The organism is Kocuria nitroreducens, from assembly GCF_042879195.1.
In the GTDB taxonomy this organism is placed as follows: Bacteria; Actinomycetota; Actinomycetes; order Actinomycetales; family Micrococcaceae; genus Kocuria; species Kocuria nitroreducens.
In genome coordinates, this window is sequence record NZ_JBHZTC010000009.1 from 28,954 (window position 1) to 52,401 (window position 23,448).

Genomic DNA, 23,448 nt, shown 5'->3' on the forward strand with positions numbered 1-23,448 from the left:
TCCCGCCCCGCGGCGCCATCTCGTCGGAAGAGGGACACCATGACTACGCAGAACACGGGGCTCCACGCCGTGTCCACCGCGGACGCGGCCGAGCAGGCGGAGCTGGACCGCGCGGGCGAGGAGCACTTCGACCGCATCATCGCCGAGGACTCCCGGATCGAGCCGCGCGACTGGATGCCCGCCGCCTACCGCAAGACCCTGGTGCGCCAGATCTCGCAGCACGCCCACTCCGAGATCATCGGCATGCAGCCCGAGGGCAACTGGATCTCCCGGGCGCCGTCCCTCAAGCGCAAGGCCATTCTCATGGCCAAGGTGCAGGACGAGGCCGGCCACGGGCTGTACCTCTACTCCGCCGCCGAGACCCTGGGCACCCCGCGCTCCGAGCTCAACCAGCAGCTGCTGGACGGCCGGGCCAAATACTCCTCGATCTTCAACTACCCCGCGCGCACCTGGGCCGACATGGGCGCCATCGGCTGGCTCGTGGACGGCGCGGCGATCGCCAACCAGGTCCCGCTGTGCCGGGCCTCCTACGGACCCTACGGCCGGGCCATGGTCCGGATCTGCAAGGAGGAGTCCTTCCACCAGCGCCAGGGCTGGGAGATCCTCTACGAGCTCTCCCACGGCACGCCCGCCCAGAAGCAGATGGCTCAGGACGCCGTGAACCGCTTCTACGGCCCCTCCCTGCAGATGTTCGGCCCCCCGGACGACGACTCGCCCAACTCCAAGCAGTCCATGGCGTGGAACATCAAGCGCTTCTCCAACGACGAGCTGCGCCAGCGCTTCGTGGACATGATCGTCGAGCAGGCCGCGGCACTCGACCTGACCCTGCCGGACCCGGACCTGGTGTGGAACGAGGAGCGCGGCCACTACGACTACGGCCCGCTGGACTGGGACGAGTTCAAGGCCGTCGTCGGCGGCCGGGGCCCGTGCAACCTCCAGCGCATGCAGCGCCGCCGCGCGGCCCACGAGGACGGCGCCTGGGTGCGCGAGGCCGCCGCCGCCTACGCCCGCAAGACCGCCGCGGAGCGCGCCTCCGCCGAACTCATCGGAGCCTGAGCATGAGCGAGAACACCGTGCGCCCGATCGGCGGGTCCTCGGACGAGTGGCCCCTGTGGGAGGTGTTCGTGCGGTCCTCGCGCGGGCTCTCCCACGTCCACGCCGGATCCCTGCACGCCCCGGACGCCACGATGGCCGTGCGCAACGCGCGGGACCTCTACACCCGCCGCAACGAGGGGACCTCCGTGTGGGTCGTCCCCTCCACCGCCATCACCGCCTCGGACCCCGACTCCAAGGGCGGGTTCTTCGAGTCCGCGCAGGGCAAGAGCTACCGCCACGCCACGTACTACACCAAGAGCGAAGGGGTGAAGCACCTGTGAGCTACGCATCCCACGAGTCCGCGACCAGGATCAGCGCGGGAGACGCGATCACCGCGGAGGACATCCAGGCCGGCGGCGCGAAGGCCCCCGAGGACGTGGCCCGCTACGCCCTGTGCCTGGGCGACGACGCCCTGATGCTCGCCCAGCGCCTCGGCTGGTGGATCGCCCGGGCCCCGGAGCTCGAGGAGGACATCGCGCTGGCGAACATCGCCCTGGACCTGCTCGGGCACGCCCGCTTCTTCCTCACCTACGCGGGCACTGCGTGGGGGAGGACCGAGGACGACCTCGCGTACTTCCGCGACGAGGAGCAGTTCCGCTCCTGCCGCCTCGTGGAGCAGGAGAACGGCGACTTCGGGCAGACCATCGCCCGGCAGCTGATCTTCTCCTACTACCAGTACGAGCTCTACCGCCGCCTGGCCCGCTCCACCGACCCGACGCTCGCGGCCATCGCGGACAAGGCGCTCAAGGAGATCGAGTACCACCAGGACCACGCGAGCCAGTGGGTGCTGCGCCTGGGCCTCGGCACGGAGGAGTCCAAGCGCCGCGTCCAGGCGGGGCTGTACTACATGTGGCCCTACGTGGACGAGCTGTTCCACGACGACGAGCTCATCGAGTCCCTCGGGGACGCCGCCGTGCGCCCGTCCTCCCTGCGCGCCGACTTCGACCGGCGGATCACGGCGATCCTGGACGAGGCGGAGCTCTCCGTCCCCGAGGTCCTGGGCGCCTACGGCGGGAACCGCTCCGGGCAGTTCAGCGAGCAGCGCGGTCACCTCCTCGCCGAGATGCAGGTGCTCGCCCGCCAGCACCCCGGCGCCACCTGGTGAGGAGGCGGTGACGATGACCGAGCGCCACCCGCAGCGGCAGGAACAGACCGCCGCGCCGGAGGTGACCGGCCGGGAGCTGCGCCCCCGGGACGAGGCCGCCGGCCGCGTCTGGGACATCGCCGCCACGGTGAACGACCCGGAGATCCCTGTGCTCTCCATCGCCGACCTCGGCATCCTGCGGGACGCCCGGGTCGAGGCCGGGCGCGCCGTCGTCGTCATCACCCCGACCTACTCCGGGTGCCCCGCGATGGAGACCATCACCACGGACGTCACCCGCGCGCTCAACGCGCAGGGCTGGGACGACGTGCGGGTCGACCTCGTGCTGCAGCCGGCGTGGACCACGGACTGGATGAGCGGGGACGGCAGGCGCAAGCTCGACGAGTACGGCATCGCCCCGCCCACCGGCCGGGCCGCCGCGGGCCCCGTCCGGCTGGGACTCACCGTCAAGTGCCCGCGCTGCCACTCGCTGAACACCCGCGAGCTGACCCGCTTCGGGTCCACCGCCTGCAAGGCGCTCCACGTCTGCACCGAGTGCCTGGAACCCTTCGACTACTTCAAGGTGCACTGATGACCGAGATCACCGCCCCGGCCCGGCGCCGGGCCACGTTCAACACCCTCGAGGTCTCCCAGGTCCGCAAGCTCACCGCGGACTCCGTGGAGGTCGCCTTCTCGGTGCCCCCGGAGCTTGTCGACGACTACGACTACCTGCCCGGGCAGTACGTGGCGCTGCGCGCCCGGATCGACGGGCAGGAGGTCCGCCGGTCCTACTCGATCTGCGCGGAGCCCCGGCCCGGCGAGATCCGGGTGGCGATCAAGCAGGACATCGGCGGGGTCTTCTCCACCTGGGCCAACGGGTCCCTGAAGGCCGGCGACACGCTCGACGTCATGAACCCGCAGGGCGCGTTCACCTCCAAGCTCGGACTCACGAGCATGAACGACCCCGAGAAGCTCGCCGCCGAGGAGGTCGCGAAGAACGCGTCGGTGCACCTGGTGGCCTTCGCAGCGGGCTCCGGGATCACCCCGCTCATGGCGATCGCCAAAGCCGTGCTGCGTGCCTCAGAGTCCTCCACGTTCGACCTCGTCTACGCGAACCGCTCCGCCATGGAGGTGATGTTCGCCGAGGAGCTCGGGGACCTCAAGGACAAGTACCCCGCCCGCCTGGCGATCCACCACGTGCTCTCCCGTGAGCAGCGGATCAGCCCGCTGATGTCCGGGCGGATCGACGCCGACAAGCTCCAGGACATCCTCGACGAGGTGCTCCAGGTGGACCGGACGGACGAGTGGTTCCTGTGCGGGCCGTTCGAGCTCGTCCAGCTGTGCCGGGACACGCTCGCCGAGCGCGGCGTGCCGGAGGACAGGATCCGCTTCGAGCTGTTCAGCACCGGCCGCCCCGAGACCCCCCAGGGGCAGCAGGGACGCGTGGTCCCGGCGGACCCCTCGGGCGAGAGCTACGACATCACGTTCACCCTGGACGGGCTCTCCTCCTCGATCGGGTCCCCGAGGAACGCCCAGGAGACCGTCCTCAACGCCGCCCTGCGGGTCCGCCCCGACGTCCCGTTCGCGTGCGCCGGCGGGGTGTGCGGCACGTGCCGCGCGAAGGTCGTCTCCGGGGAGTTCGTGATGGAGGAGAACTACGCCCTCGAGAAGGACGAGATCGACAAGGGCTACGTGCTCACCTGCCAGACCCGTCCCACCTCCGAGCAGCTCGTCGTCGACTTCGACGCCTGAGCCGCGCGCCCCCGGGGCCCGGCACCTGCGCGGTGCCGGGCCCCGGGCCGTCCCGCCCCGGCCCTGCCCCCAGTCCCCGACCTCACCGTCCCCGACCTCACCGAGGAGCAGCAGTGATCGACCTGACCATCGACGGATCCGTGGCCGAAGTGGTGCTGAACGCGCCCGGGAAGATGAACGCCCTGGACGAGGCCGCGCTCACCGAGCTCGGCGACGCCTACGCCGAGGCCGGGAGGGCCGGCGTCCGGGCCCTCGTGCTGCGCGGCGAGGGCCGCGGCTTCTGCGCCGGCCGGGACATCTCCGCCGTGGACCCCGCGACTGACGACGCCCACAGCTACCTGGCCGGGAAGGTCACTCCGCTGCTGCGGGCCATGACCCGGTTCCCCGCCCCGACGTTCGCCGCCGTGCAGGGCCCATGCCTGGGCGTGGGGCTCGGCCTCGCGATCGCCACCGACGTGGTCTACGTCGCGGACAGCGCGAAGATCGGCTCCCCCTTCGCCCGCCTGGGGGCGACCCTCGACTCGGGCGGGCACGCCCTGTTCACCGAGCGGCTCGGCGCCCACCGAACCCTGGACCTCGTCTACACGGCCGAGCTGATGAGCGGGCAGGAGGCTGTGCGCTCCGGGCTGTTCAGCCGCTCGGTGCCCGCCGACGAGCTGCTCGAGTTCACCCGGGCCAAGGCGGCGGCCGTGGCCGAGGGCGCGACCGGCGCGTTCCTCGCCTCCCGCGAGCTCGTGGCCCAGATCCGTGACGAGCGCCTGGGGCTGTGGGCGTCCGTGGACCACGAGAACCGGGTGCAGGGCGAGCTGTGCCGCAGCGCCGACTACGTCGAGGGCTTCGCCGCGTTCCAGCAGAAGCGCCCGCCGCGGTTCACCGGGGCGCGGCGCTGAGCCAGGAGGACGGTCCGGGGGGACCTGGGTTAAGCGGTCGGGGAACAGTCCGCCCGCCCGGTCGCACGCCGGTTAATGTGGTGGGCATGACATCTACGGTGACCTCTTCGGTGTTCGACCTCTCCGGCTTCGACCGCTCCGTCCGCCCCCAGGACGACCTCTACCGCCACGTCAACGGTTCGTGGCAACGCCGGACCGAGATCCCCGACGACAAGCCGTCTGTGGGGGCGTTCATCGAGCTGCGGGACCAGGCGGAGGCGGCCGTGCGCGAGCTCATCATCCGGGCCCGGGCCGGGGACCCGGAGGCCGTCGAGTCCAAGATCGCGAACCTCTACGCGTCCTTCATGGACGAGGACCGGATCGAGGCGCTCGGCGCCTCCCCCCTCGCCCCGGACCTCGCGGAGGTCGACGCCGTGGCGGACGTTCCCGGGCTGGTGCGCCACCTGGGCCGGATGATCCGCCGCGGTGCGGGCGGGCTCGTCGGCGTGGACGTCGACGCCGACCCGGGCGATCCCGAGCGCCAGCTCGTGTTCGTGGGGCAGTCGGGGCTGGGTCTGCCGGACGAGGAGTACTACCGGGACGACCAGCACGCCGCGATCCGCGGGAAGTACCTGGAGCACGTGCGGACCATGCTGGCCCTGGCCGGGTTCGAGGACGCCGAGGAGCAGGCCCGCGCCGCCGTGGAGCTCGAGACCCGGATCGCCTCCCGCCACTGGGACAAGGTCACGGTCCGCGACCTCACCAAGATGTATAACCCCATGAGCTTCGAGGAGCTCGCGGACTCCACCACGGTCCTCGACTGGGGGCTCCTGGCCGAGGGCGCAGAGCTGCCCGTGACGGCGCTGCGCACCGTGGTCAACGCCCAGCCGTCCTTCTTCACCGGGGTGGAGGAGCTGCTCGCCGACGAGCTGCTGCCGGCGTGGCGGTCCTGGGCGCGCTGGCACCTGGTCTCCGCCCGCGCCTCCTACCTGTCCTCCGCGTTCGTCGAGGAGGACTTCGCGTTCTACGGCACCGTGCTCTCGGGGACCCCGCGGCTCAAGGACCGCTGGAAGCGCGGGGTCGAGCTCGTCAACGGGGTCCTCGGCGAGGCCGTGGGCGAGCTCTACGTCGCCGCGCACTTCTCCCCCACCGCCAAGGAGCGGATGGACGAGCTCGTGGCCAACCTCCTGGAGGCCTACCGCGTCTCGATCACGGGTCTGGACTGGATGACCGAGGAGACCCGTCAGGAGGCGTTGAAGAAGCTCTCCCAGTTCACCCCGAAGATCGGCTATCCGGAGCAGTGGAAGGACTACTCCTCCCTGCGGATCGACCCCGAGGACCTCGTGGGCAACCGGATCCGCACCACGGAGTTCCGGCTCGCCGAGCTGGTCCGCAAGGCCGGTCACCCGGTGGAGAAGCACGAGTGGCTCATGACCCCGCAGACGGTCAACGCCTACTACCACCCGCTGCGCAACGAGATCGTCTTCCCGGCCGCGATCCTGCAGCCCCCGTTCTTCGACGAGGACGCCGACGACGCCGTGAACTACGGCGCGATCGGCTCCGTGATCGGCCACGAGATCGGGCACGGCTTCGACGACAAGGGCTCGACGTGCGACGGTGACGGCCGGCTGCGCAACTGGTGGACCGACGCCGACCGGCAGGCCTTCGAGGAGCGTACGGCGGAGCTGGTGCGCCAGTACGACCGCCTGGTCCCGGAGCAGCTGGAGGAGGAGGGCACGCACGTCAACGGCGAGCTCACCCTGGGCGAGAACATCGGTGACCTGGGCGGGCTCACCATCGCCCACCAGGCGTGGCGGATGTCCCGGAGGACCGGCAGCGCCTTCGGCCCCGGGGAGCTGATCGACGGCTACAGCCCCGAGCAGCGGCTCTTCCTGTCCTGGGCCTACGTCTGGCAGCAGAAGTCCCGCGACGAGGCGCTGCGCCACCGCATCGCCACCGACCCGCACTCCCCCAACGAGTTCCGGGCGAACCAGGTGGTCCGCAACGTCCCCGCCTTCTACGAGGCGTTCGGGGTCGCGGAGTCGGACGCGCTGTGGCTGCCGGAGGTGGAGCGCGTCAGCATCTGGTGAGCCCGGCGCGGCGGGGACCAGGGCGGTCGTCGTCCACGGGGCCCTCCGGGTCTCGGCGGTCGGCCGGGTGCCGGTCAGGGCAGCGCGTAGTGACCCGTCACGTGGACCACGGTGGCGTAGCCCGCCACGGCCAGCGCGGCCGAGAGCGGCACGAGCACGATAACCGTCGTGTCCACCCTGCGCAGCGACTGCGGGGTGGCGGGAAGCCGTGCGCTCACCAGCGGGACGAGCGTTCCCAGCAGCAGCAGGGCGAGCGGTACGAAGTAGCGGCCCTGCACCCCATTGACGATCCCGGACTGCACGGGGGCGAAGCTCAGGTACAGCGTCCCGAAGATGGCCGCGACGTTGAGCAGCAGCACCACCGCGAACCAGACGACGACCCGGCGTGACGCCCGGCCGCGGGGCCCGTGCAGGAAGGCGGCGCCCACGGCGACGAGCCAGCACACCGCACCGACGAACGGTCCGTTGATGTTCCCGCCCGGCCCGTAGCCCATCTGTCCCACGAAGCCCGCCGCGTACTGCCAGTCCAGGGTCAGGATCGTCCGCGCCGCCACGCCCAGGACGGCGACCGGTTCGCCGAGCACGAAGGCCAGCTGGTCCCCGGGGCGCACCATGTGCCGTTCCTCCGGTCCGCGCAGGATGCCCATCGCCTCGGTCGTGCCCGCGGCCAGCGACATCCACACCGCGAAGCCCAGCAGGGTCAGCAGCAGGCAGCCGGTGAGCACCAGCGCGGCGGCCACCGGCCGCCCGTCGGCGCGGCGGGGCAGCGGATACCGCCGCAGCGGGACCGCCGGCAGCAGCAGGGAGAGGATGACGTAGGTGGGCTTCATCAGCGGGAGGACGCACGCGCACACGAGCACCGCCCCCAGCTCGAAGCGGGAGAGGGGCTCCTCGGAGCGGTTCAGCACCGTGGCCCGCAGCACGAGCGCGATGAAGGTGAACACCACGGCGTTGGTCACGGAGTCGGCGGAGATCACCGCCGACTGGTAGAGCGCGGTGGGCACCAGCGCCACGCAGAACCCCACCCAGAGGAAGCGGGAGTGCCGCAGGGACCGGAGTCCCACCGCGACCACTGCTGTGCAGGAGAGCACCTGCAGTACCCGCATCAGGGCCCAGGTGCTGCCCACGCTGAGGTCCGCGGCGGTGGCGATCCGCGCCCCGAGCGCCGAGGGCAGGTAGGGCACGGGCGAGTACGCCGCGGTGTTGGCGAACGAGGTCTGCACGTGTTCGTCCCCCAGGGGGGCTGCGAGCGCCTGCTCGCGGGCCTCGGACGGGACGAACAGGGGGTCGGAGCCCCGCTCCTTGGCTCTGGGCGGGCCGCCGTGGCCGGTCATGAACTGCGCCGCGGCCACGGGGACGGACCCGCCGTACACCGGGTAGGGGCCGTCGTCCGCGAGCCGTTCGGGGGCGAAGCCCCCCTGGGAGACCTGATAGGCGCGCTTGAAGTGGGAGCTCTCGTCCGGGCCCCATGCCGACGGCACCATGGCGGCGAAGACCGCCCCGAAGAGCAGGGACAGCCCCGCGAACAGGACCACCACGCCGCGGGGGCGCAGACCCGGCTGGAGGACGTGCTCGGGGGCCCGGCCGGGCGCCAGGACAGCAGAGGCCACCTCAGCCCTCGTCCGCGGGTCGGAGCTCCCCGGGGCCGAACCGGCGGTTCGCGAGCACGGGCACGGTCTCCCGGACCTCGGCGATGCGCTCACGCACGACGTCGGCGGTCAGCACGGTCTCCTCCTCCCCGGCCTCGGCGACCACCACGCCGAGCGGATCGAGGACCGCGGAGCGGCCCACCGTGTGCTCAGAGCACGTGTCCGCGGCCGCGACCCAGACGGTGTTCTCGATCGCGCGGGCCTTGAGCAGCGCCTGCCAGTGGTCCACCTTGTGCTCGCCGGCGAACCAGGCGGCGGGCACGGTGAGCAGCTCCGCCCCGGCGTCGACCACGGCGCGGCAGATCTCGGGGAAGCGCAGGTCGTAGCACGTGATCATGCCGACCGTGAGCTCACCGATCGGCACCACCGTGACGCCCTTGTCCCCCGGGCGGATCCGGTCGGACTCCCGGTGGCTGAAGGCGTCGTAGAGGTGGAGCTTGCGGTACGTGCCGAGGATCGCGCCCTGCGCGTCCACGGCCACGAGCGTGTTGTAGGGGCGCCCGTCGGCGGAGCCCTCGTAGCCGCCCGCGATCACGGCGACGCCGGTCTCCGCGGCCAGGAAGGACAGCTGCTGGACGAACCCCGACCAGCCGCGCAGGACCAGGTCCTCGAAGTCCTCCCCGATGAGCCGCTCGGAGAACATGGCCTCCTCCGGGAACACCACCAGCTGCGCCGCGCCGGCCGCGGCCTGCTCGGCCAGCCGGCGCATGGTCCGCAGGTTCTCGGCCGTGTCGGCGGTGGGTGCGAACTGTCCGACGGCGATCTTCACGGGTGTCCTCCTCGGGGCGGCGACGGGTCCGGGGCGCCCGGCGTGGTGTGCCGGCGGCGCCGCTGCGCCCACTGTAGCCGCCGCGCACGGACCGCCCGGGCCGTCTCCGTCATGGTCAGCGAGGTCCGGCGGATCGGGCACCGCCGGCCCGGACCGGGCGCCGTGACAGGATGGGTCGTGAGACGACCGGGCGAGCGAAGGGCAGGCGATGGGCGAGCAGTCCGAGACCCCGGGACGGCGCCGGCTGGGCGACCGGGTGCTCGGCGGCGGGATCGAGCCCGATCCGCGGTTCACGCTGGCCAACGAGCGCACGTTCCTCGCCTGGATCCGGACCGCGCTCGCGTTCCTGGCCGGCGGCATCGCCATCGAGGCGTTCACCGCGGACCTGTTCGACGACGGCATCCGGAAGTTCCTCGCGATCGTCCTGCTGGTGCTGAGCATGCTCGTCAGCGCGGGCGCCACGTTCCGCTGGATCGGGGTGGAGCGGAGCATGCGGCGCCAGGCCCCGCTGCCCCTGCCCCTGATCGCACCGGTGCTCGCGGTGGGCGGGGCGATCGCGGCCGGAGTGCTCGTCGTCGTCGTCCTGCAGGGCTGAGATGCCGCGCACGCTGCTCCGCCGCCCGCCGGGTCCCCCGGATCCTCCGCGGCCGCCGCACGGGGACCCCGGGCTGCAGCCGGAGCGGACCACGATGGCCTGGGGCCGGACCTTGATGTCCTTCGTGGTGGTCTCGGCGGTCTTCCTGCGCTGGCTGCCGCACCACGGGCCGTTCGTGCTGGTGCTGTTCGGTCTGGCCGTCGTCACGGCGGCGGCCATCTACCTCACGCAGCGCTCCCGCTACGTCCGCAGCGCCCGGGGCATCGCCGAGGACGGCACCGAGCCCGAGGTCGGCGCCGTGCTGGCCACCTCGGCCGCGATGCTCGCGCTCGGCAGCCTCGGCATCTGGGTGGTGCTGGTCCTCGTCTGAGCCTCCCCCGCGGGGTCAGGGTCGCCCGTGCCGACGGCGCGCCGGCACGGCGACCTCGCGGGCGGGCTGACGGGTCAGTCGACGAGGTCGCGCACCACGATGGTGTCGTCGCGGTCCGGGCCCACGCCGATGGCCGACATGCGCGTGCCGCTCATCGACTCGAGCGCCTCGACGTAGGCCCGGGCGTTCGCCGGCAGGTCCTCCAGGGTGCGGCAGCCGGTGATGTTCTCCTCCCACCCGTCGAAGTGCTCGAAGATCGGCTGGGCGTGGTGGAACTCTGTCTGGGTCATCGGCATCTCGTCGTGCCGGACGCCGTCGACGTCGTAGGCCACGCAGACCGGGATCTGCTCGATGCCGGTGAGGACGTCGAGCTTGGTGAGGAAGTAGTCGGTGAAGCCGTTGATCCGGGAGGCGTGGCGCGCCATCACGGCGTCGTACCAGCCGGTGCGGCGGGGGCGGCCGGTGTTGACACCGAACTCCCCGCCGGTGGTGCGCAGCTGCTCGCCCATCGCGTCGAAGAGCTCGGTGGGGAACGGCCCGGCGCCCACGCGGGTGGTGTAGGCCTTGATGATGCCGATCGCCCGGGTGATGCGGGTCGGCCCGATGCCCGAGCCCACGGACGCGCCGCCCGCAGTGGGATTGGAGGACGTCACGAAGGGGTAGGTGCCGTGGTCGACGTCGAGGAAGGTCGCCTGGCCGCCCTCCATGAGGACCACCTTGTCCTCGTCGAGCGCCTGGTTCAGGAGGTACGTGGAGTCCACGATCATCGGGGCGAGCCGGTCGGCGTAGCCCAGGAAGTACTGCACGACCTCCTCGACGTCGATGTCCCGGCGGTTGTAGAGCTTCACGAGCAGCTCGTTCTTCTGGCGCAGGGCCCCTTCGATCTTCTGCCGCAGGATCGACTCGTCCAGGACGTCCTGGACGCGGATGCCGAGCCGGCCGACCTTGTCCATGTAGGCGGGGCCGATGCCGCGGCCCGTGGTGCCGATCGCCCGTTTGCCGAGGAAGCGCTCCGAGACCTGGTCCATCGTCTGGTGGTACGGGGCCACCAGGTGGGCGTTCGCGGAGATCCGCAGCCGTGAGGTGTCCGCCCCGCGCGCCTCGAGCCCGTCGATCTCCTCGAAGAGGGCCTGGGGATTGACGACGACGCCGTTGCCGATCACGGGGACGGCGTTGGGGCTGAGGATGCCCGCCGGCAGGAGCTTGAGCTCGAACTTGTCGCCGCCCACCACCACGGTGTGCCCGGCGTTGTTGCCGCCGTTGGGCTTGACCACGTAGTCCACGCGGCCTCCCAGCAGGTCGGTGGCCTTGCCCTTGCCCTCGTCGCCCCACTGGGCGCCGACGATCACGATTGCTGGCATTGAACGACTCTCCTGCCTGGATGGAACGGGACTTCCCCCGCGGGACCCGGCGGAGGCGCGCACCGGCCGGGCACGACAACGCCCCTGCGTCGGCCCGCTCCCGTCCGCACGCCCGAGGCGGCGCGGCGCCGGCGGGAGGAGACCCAGGGGCTCGTACCGTGCAAGTCTAGCGGCCCGTGACCCGGGGCAGGCACTCCGCCGCCCCGTCCGGGGACCACCGCGGTCCGATACCCCCGATGCTCATGGGTTCGCCGTCCACGAGGACCCCGGCCGGGTCCCCGTCCTCCGCCGTGCTGTCGTGCTGCGCAGCACCGTGGGCGCCACGGGCCTCGTCGTCCGGGGGCTCGCCCCGGACTCGCAGATCGTCCCGCGCCGCCCCGCGGACCCCCGGCCGGTGGGCGGAGCACTGTTCCCGCGACGGAGCACGGGCTCCCGGCCGAGCACGGACTGCCGTGGTCGGCCGGGAGGTCGTGCCGGGTCAGGCCCCGTCCTGCGCGGATCGCCCGGACAGCAGTTCCTCCAGCCGGTCGTAGCCCTCGGCCATCCCCGCCTCCATGCCGGTGGCCAGGTACTGCTCGCGCGACTCGACGGACGGGTGGACGGACCGGCCCGTGAGCCGGGAGCGCCCGCCGGGCAGGTCCTCGAACGTCGAGAACTCGAGCGTGACCACGTCCGGCCAGCCCTCGAACTCGAACGTCTGGACGATGAGGGCGTCCCGCCGGACGGTGTGGAAGACGCCGTGGAAGGCGTACTCGTCACCGCCTCCCGCGCCCCGCTGGACGAACCGGTAGGACCCGCCGCTGCGGCAGTCGAAGCCGTCGATCCGGGTCTCGAGCCCTCGCGGACCGATCCACTGCCGATACAGCTCCGGGTCCGCGTGGGCGCGGAAGACCTCGGCGGCGGGAGCGTCGAACTCGCGGGAGTAGTCGACGCAGGGGACGCCCTCGGGCGCCGTGACGTGCAGGGTGTTGGTCATGACGGGCTCCTCGGTGGCGGGCGGCTCAGCGGACCCGGGAGGCGAGCAGCTCTTCGAGCCGCTCGTAGCCGTCGGACATGCCGCTCTCCATGCCGGAGCCGGCCATGCCGTCGCGGGCCTCCTGGGTGGGGTAGACGGCGTGGCCGACCAGCCGGCACCGTCCGTCCCCGAGGTCCTCGAAGCGCAGGAACTCGAGGTCGACCACGTCGGGGTAGCCCCCGAACTCGAAGGTCTGGACCACGAGCTCGTTCTCGCGCACGGTGTGCAGGATGCCGCGGAACGCGTAGGAGACGCCGTCCGGGCCGGTGTGGTGGTACTCGTAGGCGCCGCCGCTGCGGAAGTCGTAGGAGTCGACCTCCACGTGCGTGCCGCGGGGGCCGAGCCACTCCCGCAGCAGGGCCGGGTCGGCGTGGGCGCGGAAGACGTCGGCCACGGGGTGGTCGAACTCGCGCTCGAAGTCGATGAAGGGCAGGCCGTCGGGGACGGTCAGGTGCAAGGGGTGTCCCATGGTTCAGTCCTGGGTGTGCTCGCCGCGGTCCGCGGCTCGGGTGTCGAGCACGGCGTCGAGGCGGCGGAACTGCTCCTCCCGGACCAGCCGGTAGCGGTCGATCCACGTCGTGAGCGCCTCGAGCCGTGCAGGGTCCAGGTGGACGGGCCGGCGCTGGGCGTCACGGGTGCGTGTGACGAGCTGCGCCTGCTCGAGGACCTGGATGTGCTTCGAGACCGCCTGGATGGAGATCGCGAAGGGTTCCGCCAGTTCGGTGACCGTGGCCGGTCCGCGGCTGAGCCGGGCGACGATGCGGCGGCGGACCGGGTCGGCGAGGGCCAGGAAGGCCTTGTCGAGGAGGTCGTCGTCGCCGGGGTCCACGGTGTTTGTCAACTGATTCCTTGATCAATCTGTTGGTTGTTAAAGGTTAGGTCTCCTGCGCGGTCCCGGCAAGACCCGAGACCGGATCGTGACGGGCGGGGGTCTCCCCGGGCTCCGCGCGCTCCGTGGAGAGCTGCGACGGCCCGGCCTGCGGCGCCCCGGTTGCCGTGCGCGGCCGCACGGCCGCGGCCAGGCAGGCGGCGGCGACGACGGCCAGCGCGGCCGCCACCCCGCGGTTGACGAAGAACGCGTGGATCTGGGAGTGGTTGCTGAGCACCGTGTACCAGAAGGGCACGGCCAGGGCGGGCAGGGCCAGGACGGCGGCGACCATCCACCGGGCGGGCCCTCCCCGGCGCAGCGCCAGGACCAGGCCCACGCCCGCCGCGAGCAGGCAGCCGGTCAGCACCAGCCCCGAGGTGGGCACGACCTCCCACCAGTAGACGAGGTTGCGGCGCACGCCCGCGCCGAACGCCTCGGAGACCCCCGAGTGGTCGCCCCCGGTCCGGATCCCGACGTTGCGGCGGACCACCTCCAGGGTGGCCGGGACGCCCAGGAAGGCACCGGCGATGACCCAGCGGGCGAGCCACGTGACGGCGAAGGCCACCGGCCAGACCAGGCCGCTCAGCAGCACGGCCACGACGGTCTCCCGCAGTGCCCCCGTGCGGCACCAGACCGCCGCGCCGACCACGAACGCGGACATCGCCCACGGCACGGCGGGGGTCGTGAGGAGGTCGACGAAGCAGAACAGCGCCGCCCCCAGCGCCACCCCCGCGTGCGCCGTCCGGGGCGAGCGCCCCGCCCCGAGCGCGGCGAGGACCACCGAGAGGAAGATGAAGGCGATGGAGATCGACTGGCTGAAGGAGGTCGAGGGCGTGGACAGCAGGTTGGTCCCTGCCAGGTAGGGCAGGGTCAGGGCCAGGGCCACGGCGGTGGAGGTCCGGGCGCGGACGGCGAGGAACGCCCCGCCCAGGGCGAGCACCATCAGGGTGCCCGAGACGATCCGGAGGCCCTCGAGACCGGTCAGCGCCAGCACGGGGCGGGTGAGCACGGTGTAGCCGGCCCAGTACTTGTAGTAGTCGTTGTCGGTGAGCACGGCCCCCTCGGAGAGGGCCCGCAGCTGCTCCGGGCCGCCGCCGCAGGTGGCGAGCCGGGGCATCCGGACCGCCCGGCTGAACGCGGACTCCTCCGGGGACGCCCCCAGGCCCGTGCCCGCCACGACGCACTCGGTGAAGGTGTCCGCGGGGCCGCCCATCCGGTCGATCGTCCCGTGGGGGCCGTAGGTGCCGTCCTCGACCGCCGCCAGCAGGTTCTCGACGATGGGCCGGTCCGGCACCGCCTGGGCCGCCGTCAGCAGCCCGAACAGGGCGAACTGCAGGACCAGGAGCATCCCGAGGCCCTGGGCCCAGGGCAGCAGGGGGGCCAGTCGCGACCGCAGCCCCTCCCGTCCCGCGCTCACGGGAGCTGCCGCCGGTGCTCCGCGTCGCGGGGTCCGGCCCCGTCCGGTCCGTCCCCACCGCTCCACGGCGGAGCCGGCTGCCGCAGGTAGAACAGCCGGGAGGTCTCCCGGCGGATCTTGGCCTGGCCGCTCAGCAGCACGCCCATGAGCAGGAACACCCCGGCCAGGATCACCAGGGAGGCGGCCAGGAAGGCCGTCGGGAAGCGGGGGACGAGGCCGGTGCTCGCGAACTCCGCGACCACGGGGAGGCCGAGGACCAGACTCAGCAGGAACAGCGTCAGCGAGACGGCGCCGGTGACGAGGAACGGGCGCTCGTGGAAGAGCAGCTGCCCGAAGACGCCCAGGATGCGGAAGCCGTCGTGGTAGGTCCGCAGCTTGCTCTCGCTCCCCTCCGCCCGGTCGCGGAAGCCGACGGCGACCTCGGTCTGCGGCATCCGCGCGTTGACGGCGTGCACGGTCAGCTCCGTCTCGATCTCGAAGCCCCGGGAGAGGCCGGGGAAGGACTTGACGAAGCGGCGCGAGAAGACCCGGTAGCCGCTGAACATGTCGGAGACCTTCCGGCGGAAGGCGAAGGTGACGAGCGCGTTGAAGAACCTGTTGCCGGACTCGTGCCCCGACCGGTAGGCGGTGCCGGTGACCTGTCGGCGCACGCCCACCACGTGGTCGTAGGGCCCGGCCAGCAGCGTCTCGATGAGGGCGGGGACGTCGGCCACGTCGTAGGTGTCGTCGCCGTCGATGAGCACGTAGACGTCGGCGTCGAGGTCCGCGAATGCGCGCCGGACCACATTGCCCTTGCCCTTCTCCTCCTCGCGCCGCACGTGCGCCCCCGCACGCCGTGCGGCCTCGGCGGTGCCGTCGGTCGAGCAGTTGTCGTAGACGTGCACCTCGATGCCGGGCACCGCGGCGAGCAGGTCGGTCACGACCCGGGCGACCGCCGTCTCCTCGTTGTGGCAGGGCACGACGGCGACGATGCGGGGGGTGGAGAGCATGGGCACTCGTTCCTGCGGTCGGGGGGCGGGCTCGTCCATTATGACGAGCGGGCGCGGGGCGCGGGACCGCGGGCCGCCGCCCGTGCGTCACCGTGCGTCCGTGTTGCGTCCTGTGACGCCGCGGTCGTCACAGTCGGCGCACCGGCGTCTTCTGGGCGCCCGCACTTGGCAGCACGGCGGGACAGCCGCTGGAATGGGTCCTGCATCTATCCAGAGCGGCCGAGAGACCTGGCTCGTCGACGCCGCAGCAACCATCCGCGCCCCCGCCACGGGGTCCGCGGAACGGTGCTCCCGCCAGGACCGATGGAGCTGTCGCAGCCTCCCGGGTCCACCCCGAGGAACGGCTGCTGCCCTCCCTCGGGGTGACCCTTGGAGGAAGAACGTGACCCCACGCCCGACCGCCCGGCCGGCGCCGCCGTCCCTGTCCTACGAGCTCTATCCACCGCGCAGCGCGGCGAGCGCCGACACGCTGCTGCAGACCATCGAGGCGCTCGAGCCGACCTGTCCCGACCACGTCTCGGTGACGTACAACGGTGACGAGCGGCGCCGGGACGGCTCGCTCGCCCTGCTCGACCACCTCCTGGCCCGCACGAGCCTGCGGCCCCTGGCGCACCTGACGTGCGTCGGCAGCACCCGGGCCGAGCTGGAGCAGACCGTGGCCGCGCTGGTCCGCCGCGGGGTCCGGGGCGTCCTGGCCCTGCGCGGGGACCTGGACCCGGGGGCGGAGCCGGGCGAGCTCCGGCACGCCGGCGAGCTCGTGGAGCTGGTGCGCGAGGTCGAGCAGCGCCACACCGCGGCTCTGGCGGCCGGCCGGCTCGCTGTGGGCGTGGCAGCCTATCCGACCCGGCACGCGGAGTCGCCCTCGTTCCGGCACGACGTCGAGGTGCTGCTGGCCAAGCAGCGCTCCGGGGCGGACTTCGCCATCACGCAGGTCTACTTCCGCCCGCAGCGCTACGAGCGCCTGGTCGCGGCGGCGCGTGCGGCGGGGGTGACCATCCCGATCGTCCCGGGGATCATGCCGGTCACCGACCCGCGGCGGCTGCGGACGCTGTGCCGGCTGGCCGGTCTGGCACCCCACCCCGGTCTGGCCGCCGCGCTGGAGGACGCGCCCGGTCCTGCCGAGCGGCACCGCGCCGGCGTGGCCTTCGCAGCACGGCTGGCCCGGGCCGCCCTGGACGCCGGTGCCCCCGGCCTGCACCTCTACACCTTCAACGAGCACCCGGCCGTGCTCGACCTGCTGGAGCACGTGGACCTCCCGCGCGTGCCGCACGTGCCCGTCCCGCTCGACGACCTGCTGCTCCCCGCCTGAGCACGCACCGCACCACCGTTCCGCACGACCACCGACACTTCTTCAGGAGATCCGCATGACCACTGTCCCGTTCCCCGCCGCCACCATCACCGGTTACCCCCGGATCGGCCGCCGCCGCGAGCTGAAGAAGGCCCTCGAGGCCTACTGGGCCGGGCGCTCGACCCGCGAGGAGCTCGAGTCGGCGGCCGCCGACCTGCAGCTGGCGACCCACCGCCGGCTCGTGGAGCTGGGCCTCGGCGCCCAGGACTCGTCCCTGCCCGCGGCGTTCCCCCTCTACGACCAGGTGCTGGACACCACCGTGGCCCTCGGCGCGGTCCCGTCCCGCTTCGCCGACCTCGCCGACGCCCAGGGCCGGCTCGACCTCGACGCGGGCTTCGTGCTCGCCCGCGGCGACGCCGGGCGCGCCCCGCTCGAGCTGACCAAGTGGTTCGACACCAACTACCACTACCTCGTGCCCGAGATCGGCCCGGGAACCCCGTTCCGCGCCACCGCCGACCGGCTGGTGGCCGACGTCCGCCGCGCAGCCGCGCACGGATTCAGCGTCCGGCCGGTCCTCGTGGGCCCCGTGTCCTTCCTCCTCCTCGCCAAGGCCGACGACGACGCCCCTGCGGGCTTTGACCCGCTGCAGCGGCTCCCCGAGCTGCTGCCCGTGTACGCGCAGCTGCTGCAGGAGCTGCGCGCGGCCGGCGCGGACTGGGTGCAGCTGGAGGAGCCGGCCCTCGTGGCGGACCAGGACGTCCCCGCCGAGCAGCTCGCCGCGTCCGTGTGGGACGCCTACACGACCCTGACGGCCGTGGCCGGGCGCCCGCAGCTGTTCGTCACCACCTCCTACGGCTCCCCCGGGCCGCTGCTGCACCCGCTGGCCTGCTCCGGGGTGGAGGCCCTGCACCTCGACCTCGTCAAGGGCGGGGTCCCCACGCCCGAGGAGCTGGAGTTCTTCCAGGGCGAGGACTCCGCCGTGCTCGTGGCCGGCGCCGTGGACGGGCACAACGTGTGGCGGGCCGACCTGGCCGGCCGGCTCGACCAGCTCGCGGAGCTGGCCCGCGGGGGTGCCCAGGTGTCCGTGGCCTCCTCCACGTCCCTGTTCCACGTCCCGCACGACGTGGCCGAGGAGACCCGGCTGGACCCGCAGCTGCGGAGCTGGCTCGCCTTCGCCGATCAGAAGGTCGGCGAGATCGTCACCCTGGCCCGCGGTCTCGCCGCCGGGCCGGAGGCGGTCGCGGAGCAGCTGGCCGAGGCGGCCGAGGCCCGCCGCACCCGGCAGGACGCGGCGGGGGTCCACGACGCGGCCGTCCGCGAGCGCGCCGGGTCGCTGACCGCCGCGGACATCGGGCGGACGGCCGCGGCGGTCCGCCGGGCCGCGCAGGAGGGCCGGTCCTTCACGGCGTCCGGGCCCCTGCCCCCACTGCCCACCACCACGATCGGCTCGTTCCCGCAGACCGGCGAGGTCCGTGCCGCCCGCGCCCGGCACCGCGCCGGCGCCCTCACCGACGCCCAGTACGACGCCTTCCTGCGGGAGGAGATCGAGCGGGTGGTGCGGCTGCAGGAGGAGCTGGGCCTGGACGTGCTGGTGCACGGCGAGGCGGAGCGCAACGACATGGTCCAGTACTTCGCGGAGCACCTCGACGGCTTCGCGACCACCGTCCACGGCTGGGTGCAGTCCTACGGCTCCCGCTGCACCCGCCCCTCGATCCTGTGGGGCGACGTCAGCCGGGAGGGCGAGGGCCTGCGCGGCGAGGCGTTCACGGTGCCGTGGATCGGCCACGCCCAGTCCCTCACCGACCGGCCGGTCAAGGGCATGCTGACGGGCCCGGTGACGATCCTCGCGTGGTCCTTCGTGCGGGACGACCAGCCGCTCGGCGAGACGGCGAACCAGGTGGCGCTCGCGCTGCGGGACGAGGTCGCGGACCTCGAGGCCGCCGGGATCGGGATCATCCAGGTGGACGAGCCGGCGCTGCGGGAGCTCCTGCCGCTGCGCCGCGCGGACCAGCCCGCCTACCTCGCCTGGTCGGTGGACGCGTTCCGCCTGGCCACCTCGGGCGTGCGGGACGAGACCCAGATCCACACCCACCTGTGCTACTCGGAGTTCGGCGAGGTGGTCGGGGCGATCGACGGCCTGGACGCCGACGTCACGAGCATCGAGGCGGCCCGGTCCCGGATGGAGGTGCTGACGGACCTCGAGGCCGCCGGATTCTCCCGCGGCATCGGGCCCGGCGTGTGGGACATCCACTCCCCGCGCGTGCCCTCCCAGGAGGAGATCGAGCAGCTGCTCGAGCGGGCCCTCGAGCACGTCCCGGCGCGGACCCTGTGGGTCAACCCGGACTGCGGTCTGAAGACCCGCGGCTACGAGGAGACGACGGCGTCGCTGGAGCACCTCGTGGCGGCGGCCCGGACCGCGCGCGAGCGGGTGGCGCAGCCCGCCGGCCGGCCGCTGATCGTCCAGCACGGCACGCGCGGCTGACCCCGGGCGCACCGGCTGGCCCGCGGGAGCCCGCACGACCACGAGGATCCGTGGTCGTGCGGGCTCCCGCGGGTCAGAGGGCCGCGGCGTGGTCGCCGACCGGGGCGGGCCGCGCGGCCAGCAGGGTGAACGGACCGCCGGCCTCGCGCAGCTCCCGCGGCGCGCCCCGTTCGACGATGCGGCCGGCCTCGAGCACCACCACCTGGTCGGCGTTCTCGACCGTGGAGAGCCGGTGGGCGATGGTCAGGGTGGTGCGGTCGGCGGCCAGCCGGTCGAGGGCCTCCTGGACCTGTGCCTCGGTGGTGTTGTCCAGTGCGCTGGTGGCCTCGTCGAGGACCAGCACGGGCGGATTGCGCAGCACGGTCCGGGCGATGGCCAGGCGCTGCTGCTCGCCGCCGGAGAAGCGGTGGCCGCGGGCGCCGACCACGGTGTCCAGCCCGTCCGGCAGCCCGGCGACGGTGTCGGCGATGCGCGCGGCGCCCAGGGCGCGCCACAGCTCGGCGTCCGAGGCGTCCGGATCGGCGAGCAGGAGGTTCGCGCGCACCGTGGCGTGCACCAGGTAGGTCTCCTGGGAGACGACGCCCACGATCCGGGCGAGGTCGGCCGGATCGATGTCCCGCACGTCGACGCCGTCGACGGTCACGCGGCCGTGCGTGACGTCGTTGAGCCGTGGCAGCAGGGAGCCGAGGGTGCTCTTCCCCGAGCCGGTGGGCCCGACCACCGCCGTGGTGGTGCCCGCCGGCAGTACCAGGTCGAGGTCGCGCAGGACGTCGGCCCCGTCGTCGTAGGCGTAGCGCACGCCCTCGAACCGGACCTCGCCGCGCACGCCGGCCGGGTCCAGCCGGACGGGAGCGGCGGGCGGGACGATCTGCGGCTCGAGGTCGAGGTACTCGAAGATCCTGCTGAAGAAGGCGAGCGCGGACACCCACTGGACGCCGATGTTCAGCAGACCCATCACGGGCCGGAAGATGGCCCCCTGCAGGGCCGTGAACGCCACCAGGGTGCCGATCGTCATCCCGCCGCTCGTGGCCGGGAAGCCGGCGGCCAGGTAGATCACGGCGGGGATCGCGGCGAAGACGATCTGCATGGTGGCCATCCGCCAGCGCCCGGCCAGCTGGCTGCGCAGCTCCAGGCCCACGAGCCGGTCGGAGCGCTCGGTGAAGCGGGCCGCGTCCCGCGCGGTGGTGCCCAGGGTCTTGGCGAGCCGGACCCCCGACACGGACAGGCCCTCCTCGACGTGGGTGTGGAGGGCGGCGAGCTCCCGCTGGCGCTCGTCGGTGACGTCCCGGCGGATCAGCGCCACGCGGCGGGAGATCCAGACGGCCGGCGGCAGCACCAGCAGGGAGACGAGGCTCATCGCCGGGGACAGCGCCACCATGGCCACGGCCGTGGCCACGGCGGTGGTGAGGTTGGACGCCACGCCCGTGGCGGAGCTGGTGACCACGGACTGCATCCCGGCGATGTCGTGCGTGAGCCGCGACTGCACCTCCCCGCCCCGGGTCCGGGTGAAGAAGCCCAGCGACTGGGCCTGCAGGTGGGTGAACAGCTGCACGCGCAGCGCGTGCATGACCTGCTGGCCCATGGCGGTGGCCATCCAGGTCTGGACCACGCCGATCACGGAGGTCAGCGCCGCGACCCCGACCATCGAGGCGGAGAGCACCAGCAGCAGACGGGTGTCGCCGCTCGGCAGGGCGTCGTCGATGACGCCGCGGACCAGGAAGGGCTGGGCGAGGTTGACGACCGAGGACGCGGTGATGAGCACGACGACGAGCGCGATCGTGCTCCGGTGCGGGGCGAACAGCGCCGCGATCCGGCGCGGGCTGACGGGGTGGCGGGCGAGCTGCTTCCGGTCCGCGGGGTCCGGGCGGGCAGGACGGCCGCCGCCACTGCCTCCAGCACCGGGGCCGGCCCCGGGCAGGCCGGCCGGTCCGTCGGCCGGGGCGCCTCCGCCGTCGTGCGCCGGGGTGCGGACGCGGCTGGTGTGGTGGGTCGTCGCCATGGGATCCTCCTCGGGAACTATCAAGGAGGTTACCTCTCTATGAGGTAGCCCGCAATGCGGATAGGATGACGCCATGCCCTACCACGACCCCGATCCGGCCCGCCTGGGGGACCTGCTGCACGCCGTCTTCCGCCGGCTGCGCCGCCGCTGGGCCGAGCAGCTGGCCCCCTTCGGGCTGACCCCGCACCAGTTCCGGGCGCTCGACGCCCTCGCCGGGCGCACCGGTGGGCGGGGGCACCGGCACGGCCCGGCCGAGAGCTGCCGGCGCGGCGGCGGGCCCGGCAGCCTGCGCGTGAAGGACCTCGCCGACGTCCTGCGGATCGCCCCCCGGTCCGCCACGGAGGTCGTGGACCTGCTCGAGCAGAAGGGGCTCGTGGCACGGGTGCCGGACCCCTCCGACCGGCGCGCCACGCTGGTGGCGCTGACCCCCCGGGGCACCGCCCTGCGCGAGCAGGTCCGGGAGGACCGGCGCCGGGAGTCCGACGAGTACTTCTCACGGCTGGACCCGGCGGACCGGGTGGAGCTGGAGCGGCTGCTCCGCCTGCTCACGGCGGACGGCCCCGCGCCGGACTGACGTCCGGCGGCGGGCCCGCCGGGACTCAGTCCAGCAGCGCCGGCAGGTCCGCGAAGGCCTCCGCCACCCCGGCGTGCCGGATGCTGCCGGCGGCCGTGTTGAGCCCGGCCGCGAACTCCGGATCCGCGGCCAGGGCCTGCTCCGGGCCGCGGGCCAGCCGCCGCAGGTAGGGCGTGGTGGCGTTGGCGAGGGCCCGGGTCGCGGTGCGCGGCACCGCGCCGGGCATGTTCGCCACGCAGTAGTGGGTGATGCCGTCCACCTCGAACGTCGGGTCGTCATAGGTGGTCGGGTGGGAGGTCTCGAAGCACCCGCCCTGGTCGATGGCGACGTCCACGAGCAGGGCGTGGTCGTGCAGCACCCCGAGGTGCTCGCGGCGCACGAGCTTGGGCGCCGCCGCCCCCGGAACGAGCACCGCCCCGATCACCACGTCCGCCCCGGAGATCTCGTCCTCGAGCACGTGCTCGTCGCTCATCAGCACCCGGGCCCGGTACCCGAGCAGGTCGGTGAGCTCCCGGATCCGCGCGCCGTTGGCGTCCAGCACGGTGACGTCGGCCATCAGGCCCGAGGCCATCAGGGCGGCCTGGGTGCCCACGGTCCCTCCGCCGACCACCACGACCTTGGCCGCGGCGACGCCGGGGACCCCGCCCATCAGCAGCCCCGGGCCACCGGCGTTGGACTGCAGGTGGTGGGCGGCGGACTGCGCGGCGAGCCGGCCCGCGATCTCGGACATCGGCTGGAGCAGGGGCAGGATCCGGCCGGCGCGCACGGTCTCGAAGGCCACGGCGGTGGTGCCCGCCTCGAGCAGCGCCTCGGTCAGCGGCCGGTCGGCGGCCAGGTGCAGGTAGGCGAAGAGCGTGAGGTCGGGGCGCAGGAATCCGTACTCCTCGGCCACCGGCTCCTTCACCTTGACCAGCAGCTCCGCCCGCTCCCACACCGTGGACCGGTCGACCACCTCGGCCCTCGCGGCGGTGTAGGCGTCGTCGTCGAACCCGGAGCCCTCCCCCGCGCCGGTCTCCACGAACACCTCGTGGCCGTCCCGCACGAGCTGGGTCACCCCGGCGGGCACGAGGCCCACCCGCCGCTCGGCCGGCTTGATCTCTCTGGGAACTGCTACGCGCATGGTCCGCGCTCTCCTCTCGTCGTGGCCCGCCGGCACGGGACCCGCGGCGCCGTCGCCGCAGGTCC

General features: G+C 73.2%; 22 protein-coding genes and 1 riboswitch. Of the genes, 12 read left to right on the forward strand and 10 right to left on the reverse strand.

Annotated features, from left to right (window positions below):
* Positions 1-39: 39 nt before the first annotated feature.
* The 7 genes from paaA (at position 40) to ACFYE1_RS07745 (ending at position 6,887) form a co-directional block, all read left to right on the forward strand.
* Positions 40-1,056, forward strand: a complete 1,017-nt coding sequence (gene paaA, locus ACFYE1_RS07715; RefSeq protein ID WP_387741562.1) for a 1,2-phenylacetyl-CoA epoxidase subunit PaaA — start codon at positions 40-42, stop codon at positions 1,054-1,056.
* A 2-nt stretch (positions 1,057-1,058) separates the two neighbouring features.
* On the forward strand, positions 1,059-1,376 hold the full coding sequence (gene paaB, locus ACFYE1_RS07720; protein WP_387741564.1) for a 1,2-phenylacetyl-CoA epoxidase subunit PaaB: 318 nt from the start codon (positions 1,059-1,061) through the stop codon (positions 1,374-1,376).
* Positions 1,373-2,200: a 1,2-phenylacetyl-CoA epoxidase subunit PaaC gene (gene paaC / locus ACFYE1_RS07725; RefSeq protein WP_387741566.1), complete on the forward strand. Its 828-nt coding sequence runs from the start codon at positions 1,373-1,375 to the stop codon at positions 2,198-2,200. Before paaB ends, paaC begins: the two co-directional genes overlap by 4 nt.
* A 13-nt stretch (positions 2,201-2,213) precedes the next feature.
* A complete protein-coding gene (gene paaD, locus ACFYE1_RS07730) occupies positions 2,214-2,768 on the forward strand; it encodes a 1,2-phenylacetyl-CoA epoxidase subunit PaaD (protein WP_387741568.1) in 555 nt (184 codons plus the stop codon).
* On the forward strand, positions 2,768-3,928 hold the full coding sequence (gene paaE, locus ACFYE1_RS07735; protein ID WP_387741570.1) for a 1,2-phenylacetyl-CoA epoxidase subunit PaaE: 1,161 nt from the start codon (positions 2,768-2,770) through the stop codon (positions 3,926-3,928). Before paaD ends, paaE begins: the two co-directional genes overlap by 1 nt.
* A gap of 113 nt (positions 3,929-4,041) precedes the next feature.
* Positions 4,042-4,818, forward strand: a complete 777-nt coding sequence (locus ACFYE1_RS07740; RefSeq protein ID WP_387741572.1) for an enoyl-CoA hydratase/isomerase family protein — start codon at positions 4,042-4,044, stop codon at positions 4,816-4,818.
* A gap of 86 nt (positions 4,819-4,904) precedes the next feature.
* Entirely contained in the window at positions 4,905-6,887 is a 1,983-nt protein-coding gene (locus ACFYE1_RS07745; RefSeq protein WP_387741574.1) for a M13 family metallopeptidase, read from the forward strand.
* A 74-nt stretch (positions 6,888-6,961) separates the two neighbouring features.
* On the opposite strand, the gene ACFYE1_RS07750 is transcribed toward ACFYE1_RS07745, so the two are convergent.
* Positions 6,962-8,497 (reverse strand): DUF2142 domain-containing protein, encoded by a 1,536-nt coding sequence (locus ACFYE1_RS07750; protein ID WP_387741576.1) that lies wholly within the window; start codon positions 8,495-8,497, stop codon positions 6,962-6,964.
* A 1-nt stretch (position 8,498) separates the two neighbouring features.
* Positions 8,499-9,305 (reverse strand): carbon-nitrogen hydrolase family protein, encoded by an 807-nt coding sequence (locus ACFYE1_RS07755; RefSeq protein WP_387741578.1) that lies wholly within the window; start codon positions 9,303-9,305, stop codon positions 8,499-8,501.
* Positions 9,306-9,513: 208 nt separating this feature from the next.
* On the opposite strand from ACFYE1_RS07755, the gene ACFYE1_RS07760 reads away from it, so the two are divergent.
* The gene (locus ACFYE1_RS07760) at positions 9,514-9,900 is read left to right on the forward strand and encodes a YidH family protein (RefSeq protein ID WP_387741580.1); all 387 of its coding nucleotides are present in this window, start codon (positions 9,514-9,516) and stop codon (positions 9,898-9,900) included.
* Position 9,901: 1 nt separating this feature from the next.
* Positions 9,902-10,270, forward strand: coding sequence for a DUF202 domain-containing protein (locus ACFYE1_RS07765; protein WP_387741582.1), 369 nt, complete (start codon positions 9,902-9,904; stop codon positions 10,268-10,270).
* A 74-nt stretch (positions 10,271-10,344) separates the two neighbouring features.
* On the opposite strand, the gene ACFYE1_RS07770 is transcribed toward ACFYE1_RS07765, so the two are convergent.
* The 6 genes from ACFYE1_RS07770 to ACFYE1_RS07795 form a co-directional block, all read right to left on the reverse strand.
* On the reverse strand, positions 10,345-11,631 hold the full coding sequence (locus tag ACFYE1_RS07770; protein ID WP_387741584.1) for an adenylosuccinate synthase: 1,287 nt from the start codon (positions 11,629-11,631) through the stop codon (positions 10,345-10,347).
* 478 nt (positions 11,632-12,109) lie between these two features.
* Positions 12,110-12,607, reverse strand: coding sequence for an SRPBCC family protein (locus ACFYE1_RS07775; protein ID WP_387741586.1), 498 nt, complete (start codon positions 12,605-12,607; stop codon positions 12,110-12,112).
* A gap of 25 nt (positions 12,608-12,632) precedes the next feature.
* Positions 12,633-13,115 (reverse strand): SRPBCC family protein, encoded by a 483-nt coding sequence (locus tag ACFYE1_RS07780; RefSeq protein WP_387741588.1) that lies wholly within the window; start codon positions 13,113-13,115, stop codon positions 12,633-12,635.
* 3 nt (positions 13,116-13,118) lie between these two features.
* Positions 13,119-13,475, reverse strand: a complete 357-nt coding sequence (locus ACFYE1_RS07785) for an ArsR/SmtB family transcription factor (protein WP_387741782.1) — start codon at positions 13,473-13,475, stop codon at positions 13,119-13,121.
* A 46-nt stretch (positions 13,476-13,521) separates the two neighbouring features.
* On the reverse strand, positions 13,522-14,931 hold the full coding sequence (locus ACFYE1_RS07790) for a hypothetical protein (RefSeq protein WP_387741590.1): 1,410 nt from the start codon (positions 14,929-14,931) through the stop codon (positions 13,522-13,524).
* Complete coding sequence (locus tag ACFYE1_RS07795) at positions 14,928-15,920, reverse strand: glycosyltransferase (protein WP_387741592.1); 993 nt, start codon at positions 15,918-15,920, stop codon at positions 14,928-14,930. The genes ACFYE1_RS07790 and ACFYE1_RS07795 overlap by 4 nt, the downstream gene beginning before the upstream one ends.
* 203 nt (positions 15,921-16,123) lie before the next feature.
* A riboswitch (SAM riboswitch) is annotated at positions 16,124-16,230 on the forward strand.
* 72 nt (positions 16,231-16,302) lie between these two features.
* Here ACFYE1_RS07795 and ACFYE1_RS07800 point away from each other — a divergent pair.
* Entirely contained in the window at positions 16,303-17,229 is a 927-nt protein-coding gene (locus tag ACFYE1_RS07800) for a methylenetetrahydrofolate reductase (protein WP_387741594.1), read from the forward strand.
* A 55-nt stretch (positions 17,230-17,284) separates the two neighbouring features.
* The gene (gene metE, locus ACFYE1_RS07805) at positions 17,285-19,690 is read left to right on the forward strand and encodes a 5-methyltetrahydropteroyltriglutamate--homocysteine S-methyltransferase (protein WP_387741596.1); all 2,406 of its coding nucleotides are present in this window, start codon (positions 17,285-17,287) and stop codon (positions 19,688-19,690) included.
* 73 nt (positions 19,691-19,763) lie between these two features.
* Here metE and ACFYE1_RS07810 read toward each other — a convergent pair whose 3' ends face one another.
* Positions 19,764-21,689 (reverse strand): ABC transporter ATP-binding protein, encoded by a 1,926-nt coding sequence (locus tag ACFYE1_RS07810; RefSeq protein ID WP_387741597.1) that lies wholly within the window; start codon positions 21,687-21,689, stop codon positions 19,764-19,766.
* A 73-nt stretch (positions 21,690-21,762) separates the two neighbouring features.
* Here ACFYE1_RS07810 and ACFYE1_RS07815 point away from each other — a divergent pair, with 73 nt between their 5' ends.
* Positions 21,763-22,263 carry a MarR family winged helix-turn-helix transcriptional regulator gene (locus tag ACFYE1_RS07815; protein ID WP_387741599.1) on the forward strand — a complete coding sequence of 167 codons (501 nt, stop codon included), beginning with the start codon at positions 21,763-21,765 and terminating at the stop codon, positions 22,261-22,263.
* A gap of 25 nt (positions 22,264-22,288) precedes the next feature.
* On the opposite strand, the gene ald is transcribed toward ACFYE1_RS07815, so the two are convergent.
* The gene (gene ald, locus ACFYE1_RS07820) at positions 22,289-23,383 is read right to left on the reverse strand and encodes an alanine dehydrogenase (RefSeq protein ID WP_387741601.1); all 1,095 of its coding nucleotides are present in this window, start codon (positions 23,381-23,383) and stop codon (positions 22,289-22,291) included.
* Between the last annotated feature and the right edge of the window lie 65 nt (positions 23,384-23,448).

Bases quoted from the DNA above. Each gene is read 5' to 3' on its own strand.
- paaA (WP_387741562.1), top strand. From the start codon at position 40: ATGACTACGCAGAACACGGGGCTCCACGCCGTGTCCACCGCGGACGCG.
- paaB (WP_387741564.1), top strand. From the start codon at position 1,059: ATGAGCGAGAACACCGTGCGCCCGATCGGCGGGTCCTCGGACGAGTGG.
- paaD (WP_387741568.1), top strand. From the start codon at position 2,214: ATGACCGAGCGCCACCCGCAGCGGCAGGAACAGACCGCCGCGCCGGAG.
- paaE (WP_387741570.1), top strand. From the start codon at position 2,768: ATGACCGAGATCACCGCCCCGGCCCGGCGCCGGGCCACGTTCAACACC.
- ACFYE1_RS07745 (WP_387741574.1), top strand. From the start codon at position 4,905: ATGACATCTACGGTGACCTCTTCGGTGTTCGACCTCTCCGGCTTCGAC.
- ACFYE1_RS07760 (WP_387741580.1), top strand. From the start codon at position 9,514: ATGGGCGAGCAGTCCGAGACCCCGGGACGGCGCCGGCTGGGCGACCGG.
- ACFYE1_RS07765 (WP_387741582.1), top strand. From the start codon at position 9,902: ATGCCGCGCACGCTGCTCCGCCGCCCGCCGGGTCCCCCGGATCCTCCG.
- ACFYE1_RS07770 (WP_387741584.1), bottom strand. From the start codon at position 11,631: ATGCCAGCAATCGTGATCGTCGGCGCCCAGTGGGGCGACGAGGGCAAG.
- ACFYE1_RS07775 (WP_387741586.1), bottom strand. From the start codon at position 12,607: ATGACCAACACCCTGCACGTCACGGCGCCCGAGGGCGTCCCCTGCGTC.
- ACFYE1_RS07780 (WP_387741588.1), bottom strand. From the start codon at position 13,115: ATGGGACACCCCTTGCACCTGACCGTCCCCGACGGCCTGCCCTTCATC.
- ACFYE1_RS07795 (WP_387741592.1), bottom strand. From the start codon at position 15,920: ATGCTCTCCACCCCCCGCATCGTCGCCGTCGTGCCCTGCCACAACGAG.
- metE (WP_387741596.1), top strand. From the start codon at position 17,285: ATGACCACTGTCCCGTTCCCCGCCGCCACCATCACCGGTTACCCCCGG.
- ACFYE1_RS07810 (WP_387741597.1), bottom strand. From the start codon at position 21,689: ATGGCGACGACCCACCACACCAGCCGCGTCCGCACCCCGGCGCACGAC.
- ACFYE1_RS07815 (WP_387741599.1), top strand. From the start codon at position 21,763: ATGCCCTACCACGACCCCGATCCGGCCCGCCTGGGGGACCTGCTGCAC.
- ald (WP_387741601.1), bottom strand. From the start codon at position 23,383: ATGCGCGTAGCAGTTCCCAGAGAGATCAAGCCGGCCGAGCGGCGGGTG.